This is a genomic window from Brasilonema angustatum, assembly GCF_059505445.1.
In genome coordinates, this window is the sequence record NZ_JCACKO010000154.1 from 114,095 (window position 1) to 121,052 (window position 6,958).

Here is a 6,958-nt window from a genome sequence, read left to right on the forward strand (position 1 = left end):
TGTATGGCAAAGCAGGAAGTTCCACTTACTGGGGAAGAACTCATTAAAGAAGTCTGTCGGCGGATTCGGGTTGCTCGCAGTTATTGGGATGCCCACAACAATGCTGCTTGTCGGGGGGAACGCGATCGCGCCTTAGCCCTTTACAATACCTTAAGCAAGGAACAAAAAGAACAGATTCCGCAAGTGTTGCGCGTGTGGCTACGTTATCGTAGTGAGAAATACTTTGGTGCACACCGAACACCGCCCAAGTCGGCACGAAAATCCAAAACCCAGATCCGTTAGCGAGCACATATAAAAATGATTAAGCCTAAAAATTTGTACCGCGGACACGTAATAGAAAAAGTTGGTCACGGTAAAAGAGCGGTATTTCAAACAATTATTAATGAAAAAGAATGGTCTAGCGTGACTGAATCAGAAGTAAAAACAGCAATTGATGTTTGGATTGATGAAGGAATAGAGCCGTAGTCATTGCGCAGATATCTATTTCAAAATATCAAAACGTTAACCGAACCGTATTGGGTTCAGGAAAAATGGGCTTCCAGGTGCGATGCTCCGGCAGGGAGCCGCCAAGGGCGATCGCATTTAACATAGATTGCAGCTTCAATTAATTGGGTGTACATTGGGAATACAAAAAACGCCATAGGAGAAAAACTATGTTTGAGGCAGAAGCCGCAACGCCCAAAGAATCGCGGCTTTCCATTCGCGCGACGGAGCCGCAAAAGGCGATACTGGCAGAAGCGGCCCGCGTGCGGCACACGAATGTCAGCCAGTTTGTGCTGCAAGCATCGCTTGATGCCGCGAATGCGATTCTTATGCATCAAACAGAGTTTCGCTTGCCGCCTGAGCAGTGGGAAGCGTTCTGCGAACGTCTTGACGCACCGCCGAAAGTCGTTCCCGCCTTGCAGCGACTCTTTAGCGAACCGGAACCGTTTTAATGCACAGTGAGCCTTTAAACGAGCCTGTTCTGCTTGCCAAACATCACCTGATCGCGGATTTTGATTGCAAGAAGGCACCACTTAATGATTTCCTGATCAAATACGCTTTGCAAAATCAGGCAAGCGGCGGTGCCAGAACCTACGTCCTGACACGTGCTGATCGCGTCATTGGCTATTACAGCCTTGCCCCTGCATCCATATCACCGGACTCGGCCCCCGCTCATGTCATCAAAGGGCAAGGGCGTTATCCTGTGCCGGTGATCCTGATGGCGCGGTTTGCCATTGACAAAGGCGAGCAGGGAAAAGGCTTAGGCAAAGCCCTGTTCCGCAATGCGCTACGCCGCTCCCTCGCGGGGGCAGAAACGATTGGCGGTCGCGCTTTTCTTGTCCACGCCAAAGACGAGGAAGCCCGCGCCTTTTACCGCAATTTCGGTATGGAAGAATCCCCAACCAATCCCCTGCACCTGCTTTTACTTTTCAAGGACATTGGGCGATCGCTCGAAGCCGCAGGATAAGTTCTTTATGGGCTACGGAAAGTGAAGTCATCCGCGATGGTTTGCGTATCCTCCAGGCGCGTCACGCACCTGTTGATAATAGATATCAACAATATTTTTGTTAAGAGTTATGACGAATGTGCAGCCAACGCAACGCTCTTGGTTCCGGCAGCAATACGGTTTGCCTCGTTCCCAGCTTCTAAGCTGGGAATGTATTTTGAGAGGCTCTGCCTCTGGTCAACCCCCCGGAGGCAGAGCCTCCCAGGATGAGTTCCCAGCCTCCAGGCTGGGAACCAGTCAGGGCAAGGGCTGTGTCTTAACTTAGTCCCATTCCCCCTTACACCCTTAGTTGTTGACAGCCATCCAGTCTTTTTGTAATGAAGCGTTAGCGTCCCTTGCAAGTGGCGTGACACGTGCAAGGGACGCTGCGAACAGCATGACATCCTTCAAATCAGCAACGCTTAAATTTTTATTCGTGTGCCGATAAAGATGGAATTGACTTGAGGCTGTTTTGATCCCATGTGTAATCTTTCATGTCCCTTGGCCATGTTACTTCATCAGGTGTGGCAATTTTTAGGGTGCCGGAATTAAGTTTGTTATATAAGCCCACAAAATCACCAATTTCAATATGATTTTTTTCAAAGATTTCGCTAAGAAGTTCGATTGTAAACATCATGTTATGGGCTTCAAAGCTGCCTTGAGGAAACAAACGCGGAAATATCAAAAATTTTATATCCTTTCGTTTTTGCTTAATAGCTCTTTGGGGTGTTATTCCAAATTTCTCTGGTAATAGATCGCCTTGAATGAAAACCATAATGTAATTTGGACCTGCTACCCATTTTCGATAGACATTTCCAAAGGTGAAAACATTGATGAGTTGACTAGTGCGCTGTTCCCATTTCTTTTCTTGAATTCGTCGTTGTTTAAAGTCAAACACCCTAGCGTGTTCACAAATAAAATTTGTTTTAGCAAGCTTAATAGCTCTAGCCAAAAAAATTGTTCCAAGACTATCGCCTGATAAATTGAGAGGTTTTGAATTGTTTACAGCATAAGTTATCAAAGTTGCTAAATTTTCAATGACTGGACTACCAGATAAACCAATATAGTCAAGAAATGCATTAACCCAGTCAAGGCTTCGGTTAATGCAAGCGATAACTGGACGTTTTTTAAGAAAAGTGGAGTTGTTCATATTGGCGATGCCAGTTAAAAGAGTATCAGCATACCTACGGCTCCTTTTTGAAGATTCTGACTCATTTTGTCCCAGCCCAGAAACAAATACTGCAAAAAGTTCGCGCTGATCGTTTTTTGGATAATAGACGATCTCAGATGCAATCATGGTAATTGGCTCAAAAAATTCCATCACTGCGTCGAAATCAAAAACTTCTTCGTTACCTGGATTTTGAAATTGTCCATCAAATTTTTTATCCGGGAAAAAAGCTTCAAGAGGCCAGCGCCACCAGGGAGATACGATTTGTTTTGCCTTATCTGCATCTGATATCTTCATAAAAACTTTCCTAAAGTACTGGAATTTAGACTAAAAAAGCACAAGCGTGAGAAAAGAAAGATCTTGATACAAGTATAAAAAGAAAAGGAGCCTGTGTTTAAGACAGATCCCTCGGACTGTTAATCAGACTATGCTTATGGCACAGCTGCTTTGTAAGTCCCAAAGGGTAAGCGCAGCTTTGTATACCATAACTACGCTTTGCGCTTACGCCTTTGGCGTGGCTATGGTATAAGCCTGTGAAAGCCGCTTTCGAGTACTGGCTACTCTCCTGCGCCGTGCTACCTCATCCCTTACCCCCTTACACCCTTACCCCCTTACCCCCCTAGTTCTTGACACTAGCGCAGATTCACTATATATAAAATTACCCAATATAAAATTACCTAAAAATTTTCGGTTATTGAGTGCTGCTAATCGTTTAATCTACTACTAAATATATTTCACGTTTGAAATGTTAAATAACATATGGGAAAATACAAGCGTATTGGCATTCTTACTAGTGGAGGAGATTGCTCTGGTTTGAATGCAGTGATCAGAGCTGTTGTCCATTGTGCTTGTGGAAAAGGTTGGGAAGTGCTGGGAATTCGTCAAGCAACTGTGGGATTAATGGCGCGTCCACCGCAATTCACAAAACTGGAAATCGACCAAGTTGACCCGCTATTAACTTCTGGTGGGACAATGTTAGGAACCACCAACAAAGGTGATCCTTTTGCTTTTCCTATGGCTGATGGCAGTGTATGCGATCGCTCAGAAGAAATCATTGCAGGCTACCATCAACTCGGTTTAGATGCTTTGATTGGGATTGGTGGCGATGGTAGCTTGGCTATTCTCCGTCGCTTGGCACAACAAGGCGGTATTAATTTAGTAGGTATTCCCAAAACGATTGATAATGATATTGGGATTACTGAACATGCGATCGGTTTTGATACTGCAGTTAATATTGCCACAGAAGCACTCGATAGGTTACATTTTACAGCTGCTTCTCACAGTCGAGTCATGATTTTAGAAGTCATGGGTCGTGATGCAGGACACATTGCAATTGCTGCGGGAATTGCTGGGGGCGCAGATGTGATTTTAATTCCAGAAATTCTCTACACGATTGACCACATTTGTCACAAAATTAAACAACGCCAAGAAAAAGGCAAAAACTATTGTTTAATTATTGTTTCCGAAGCAGTTCGTACTCAAGAGGGTGAAAGTATTACAATGACAAATCGCTTGGGTCAATCTCGGTATGGTGGTATTGGTCAATACTTAGCTGATCAAATTAGCGATCGCATTGGTGCAGAAACCCGAGTCACAGTATTAGGACACATCCAACGGGGTGGAACCGCTTCACCACTGGATCGACTCGTGGCAGCTGCCTTTGGTGTAGCAGCAGTAAACCTCATAGACGAAGGTAAATATGACTACATGGTAACATGGCAAAATCGCCGAGTTTTTCCTGTACCCATTGCTGAGGCGATCGCTCAGTATAGAGCTGTCAACCCAGAGGATACTTTAGTCAAAACTGCTCGTGGTTTAGGTATTTATTTGGGAGATTAACATTTGTCAAGACGTTGCAGTGCAACGTCTTTACACTACTCAGAAATTGGCGAAGGAATGAAGGGAACGCTTAACGCTTAACAGGGAACAAGGAACTTTTAACGCTTAATATCATGTCCGGCAAAATACTTGTGATATGTCATTGCGAGTGGAACGAAGTGAAACGAAGCAATCGCAAGAGTCTGAGATTGCTTCACTCCGCTATCGCTCCGTATGCGCTTCGCGCACGCTACGCTAACGCAATGACAGGCATTCAAATAGATTTTCTCGGATGATTGCTGGGCATTTCATCCTCATTTCATTTCTGTTTGAAATACTAAGTATTAAGCAAAGTTAAACAAATCTCTCACCTAGAAAGTCCTGGCTAAGTCCTGAATTGTGAGTGGAACAGCAAAGACTTTCTTTGTTCGCGGTGTGTTCGGTGCGCATCGGATCTTGCACCAACAGTTAACGACTATAGCAAAACGTTATAGTTGACTCTCTAGTTGACTGGAGATTTCACAATAGAGGAACAAACCATAATATGGATAAAAATTCTATGCAACGTGTTTCTTGGAAAACTGGGTTTTTTACAGTTACCTTTATCGCACTCGCATCCCTAACCGCCTGTTCTACAACTGCTTCTCAAAATCAAACTCAAGCCCCAAACACCACAGCAACTGAGGCTACCGACAAGCAGCAGATGAACCACGGTGGTATGGATCATAGTAGTGACATGAATCACAGCATGGATTTAGGTTCAGCGGATGCGAACTACGATTTGCGGTTCATTGATGCGATGACTCCACACCATCAAGGTGCTGTGGTGATGGCAAAAGAAGCCCTGCAGAAATCAAAACGTCCTGAAATCAAAAAGCTGTCACAGGAAATCATCAAAGCTCAAAACAAAGAAATCGCTGAGTTGAAACAGTGGCGTACAGCTTGGTATCCCAAAGCAGCTAGCACGCCAATGGCTTGGAATGCTCAGATGAATCACATGATGGAAATGCCTCCTGAACAATCTAAAGCTATGCGAATGGACATGGACTTGGGAGCTGCTGATAGCGAGTTTGATTTGCGTTTCATCAATGCAATGATTCCACATCATGAAGCAGCGGTGACAATGGCGCAAGATGCATTGAATAAGTCCAAGCGCCCTGAAATCAAGAAACTGGCTCAAAATATCATCACTTCTCAACAACAAGAAATTGCACAAATGAAGAAGTGGCGACAAGCTTGGTATAACCAGTAAGGGGAGCGGGGGAGCAGAGGAGCAGGGGAGCAGGGGAGCAGGGGAGCAGAGGAGCAGAGGAGCAGAGGAGTAGAGGAGCAGGGGAGATGGAAAGAGAACCAATTAAAAGTCATAAAGATTTAAGAGTTTATCAAATGGCTTTTGATGCTGCAATGAAAATATTTGAGGTGTCTAAAAAGTTTCCTACAGAGGAACGGTATTCTTTAACTGACCCTCCGGGTTCAGCAGTCGCTCATGGGGGAAACCACGGCAGGTGCTACAACGGGGGGAACCCCCGCAACGCACTGCCTCCCCAAGACCGCGCTGCTTCACCAAATTCGTCGATCATCACGTTCTGTTTGTGCCAATTTAGCAGAAGCATGGCGCAAACGAAGATATGAAGCTGCATTTGTGGCTAAGTTGAGCGATTGTGAGTCAGAGGCTGCTGAAACCCAAACTTGGATAGAATTTGCTGTTAAATGTAATTATTTGGATGTTGATACAGGTCGAGAACTTTACGGAATTTATAACCAAATTCTAGGTAGCTTAGTCAACATGATCAACAATCCATCTCCTTGGTTGATGAAGCATTAGACATTGTTTCTCTTCTGCTCCCCCGCACCCTTGCACCCCTGCACCCCTGCCTGTCTTAGGCGTGATTTCATAACCAAAGTGTTTTTTAGTGCCACCACCGTGCTACTTTCTGAATAGAACAACTAATGGATGCTATTGCTGCATTATTACCTAATGCAAAAATAACTGGAACTAGCTTCTCTATGTCTGTTAGTAAATTTCTACGATCACGCAGAGATAACTCATCCAGTGTTTTTTCCCAGTATGAATAAAGCTGATCTGTTGGTATTTTTGATAAAGGGATAGCTAAAACTTTTAGTACCTCAGCGCGATATCCCTCATTTTGTATCTGTTTGGCGGCAGCGAGTGCTTCGGGTAATAATTCTGGTGGCAGTTTGGAGGCGATGGCGGTTAGTGCCTGGGCGCGACTCGACTCATTTTGTATCTGTTTGGCGGCAGCGAGTGCTTCGGGTAATAATTCTGGTGGCAGTTTGGAGGCGATGGCGGTTAGTGCCTGGGCGCGACTCGACTCATTTTGTATCTGTTTGGCGGCAGCGAGTGCTTCGGGTAATAATTCTGGCAGTTTGTCCGCTAGGGCGGTTAGGGCATTGGCGCGATAATACTCAGACTCTATCTGTTTGGCGGCAGCGAGTGCTTCGGGTAATAATTCTGGTGGCAGTTTGGAGGCGATGGCGGTTAG

General features: G+C 45.0%; 7 protein-coding genes and 2 pseudogenes. 7 read left to right on the plus strand and 2 right to left on the minus strand.

Translation table 11 applies throughout. The features are described 5' to 3' along the window. Positions 1-3 precede the first annotated feature (3 nt). The 4 genes from AC5JM2_RS34140 (at position 4) to AC5JM2_RS34155 (ending at position 1,450) form a co-directional block, all read left to right on the plus strand. A complete protein-coding gene (locus AC5JM2_RS34140) occupies positions 4-282 on the plus strand; it encodes an SAM-dependent methyltransferase (RefSeq protein WP_210613479.1) in 279 nt (92 codons plus the stop codon). 15 nt (positions 283-297) lie between these two features. Beyond that, positions 298-465, plus strand: coding sequence for a hypothetical protein (locus AC5JM2_RS34145; protein WP_495840374.1), 168 nt, complete (start codon positions 298-300; stop codon positions 463-465). A 188-nt stretch (positions 466-653) separates the two neighbouring features. Continuing rightward, on the plus strand, positions 654-935 hold the full coding sequence (locus AC5JM2_RS34150) for a type II toxin-antitoxin system TacA family antitoxin (RefSeq protein ID WP_495840376.1): 282 nt from the start codon (positions 654-656) through the stop codon (positions 933-935). Then, positions 935-1,450, plus strand: a complete 516-nt coding sequence (locus AC5JM2_RS34155) for a GNAT family N-acetyltransferase (RefSeq protein ID WP_495840378.1) — start codon at positions 935-937, stop codon at positions 1,448-1,450. Before AC5JM2_RS34150 ends, AC5JM2_RS34155 begins: the two co-directional genes overlap by 1 nt. A 448-nt stretch (positions 1,451-1,898) precedes the next feature. Here the strand turns inward: AC5JM2_RS34155 and AC5JM2_RS34160 are convergent, their stop codons facing one another. Continuing rightward, on the minus strand, positions 1,899-2,933 hold the full coding sequence (locus AC5JM2_RS34160) for a hypothetical protein (protein ID WP_495840380.1): 1,035 nt from the start codon (positions 2,931-2,933) through the stop codon (positions 1,899-1,901). A gap of 462 nt (positions 2,934-3,395) precedes the next feature. Here AC5JM2_RS34160 and AC5JM2_RS34165 point away from each other — a divergent pair, with 462 nt between their 5' ends. The 3 genes and pseudogenes from AC5JM2_RS34165 (at position 3,396) to AC5JM2_RS34175 (ending at position 6,279) form a co-directional block, all read left to right on the plus strand. After that, the gene (locus AC5JM2_RS34165) at positions 3,396-4,475 is read left to right on the plus strand and encodes an ATP-dependent 6-phosphofructokinase (protein ID WP_495840382.1); all 1,080 of its coding nucleotides are present in this window, start codon (positions 3,396-3,398) and stop codon (positions 4,473-4,475) included. A 523-nt stretch (positions 4,476-4,998) separates the two neighbouring features. After that, the gene (locus AC5JM2_RS34170; RefSeq protein ID WP_495840384.1) at positions 4,999-5,706 is read left to right on the plus strand and encodes a DUF305 domain-containing protein; all 708 of its coding nucleotides are present in this window, start codon (positions 4,999-5,001) and stop codon (positions 5,704-5,706) included. Positions 5,707-5,792: 86 nt separating this feature from the next. After that, positions 5,793-6,279: pseudogene (locus AC5JM2_RS34175) on the plus strand (four helix bundle protein). A gap of 85 nt (positions 6,280-6,364) precedes the next feature. Here the strand turns inward: AC5JM2_RS34175 and AC5JM2_RS34180 are convergent. After that, positions 6,365-6,958 (minus strand): annotated as a pseudogene (locus AC5JM2_RS34180) (hypothetical protein); the annotation flags it as partial.

Bases quoted from the DNA above. Each gene is read 5' to 3' on its own strand.
- AC5JM2_RS34140 (WP_210613479.1), top strand. From the start codon at position 4: ATGGCAAAGCAGGAAGTTCCACTTACTGGGGAAGAACTCATTAAAGAA.
- AC5JM2_RS34145 (WP_495840374.1), top strand. From the start codon at position 298: ATGATTAAGCCTAAAAATTTGTACCGCGGACACGTAATAGAAAAAGTT.
- AC5JM2_RS34150 (WP_495840376.1), top strand. From the start codon at position 654: ATGTTTGAGGCAGAAGCCGCAACGCCCAAAGAATCGCGGCTTTCCATT.
- AC5JM2_RS34155 (WP_495840378.1), top strand. From the start codon at position 935: ATGCACAGTGAGCCTTTAAACGAGCCTGTTCTGCTTGCCAAACATCAC.
- AC5JM2_RS34160 (WP_495840380.1), bottom strand. From the start codon at position 2,933: ATGAAGATATCAGATGCAGATAAGGCAAAACAAATCGTATCTCCCTGG.
- AC5JM2_RS34165 (WP_495840382.1), top strand. From the start codon at position 3,396: ATGGGAAAATACAAGCGTATTGGCATTCTTACTAGTGGAGGAGATTGC.
- AC5JM2_RS34170 (WP_495840384.1), top strand. From the start codon at position 4,999: ATGGATAAAAATTCTATGCAACGTGTTTCTTGGAAAACTGGGTTTTTT.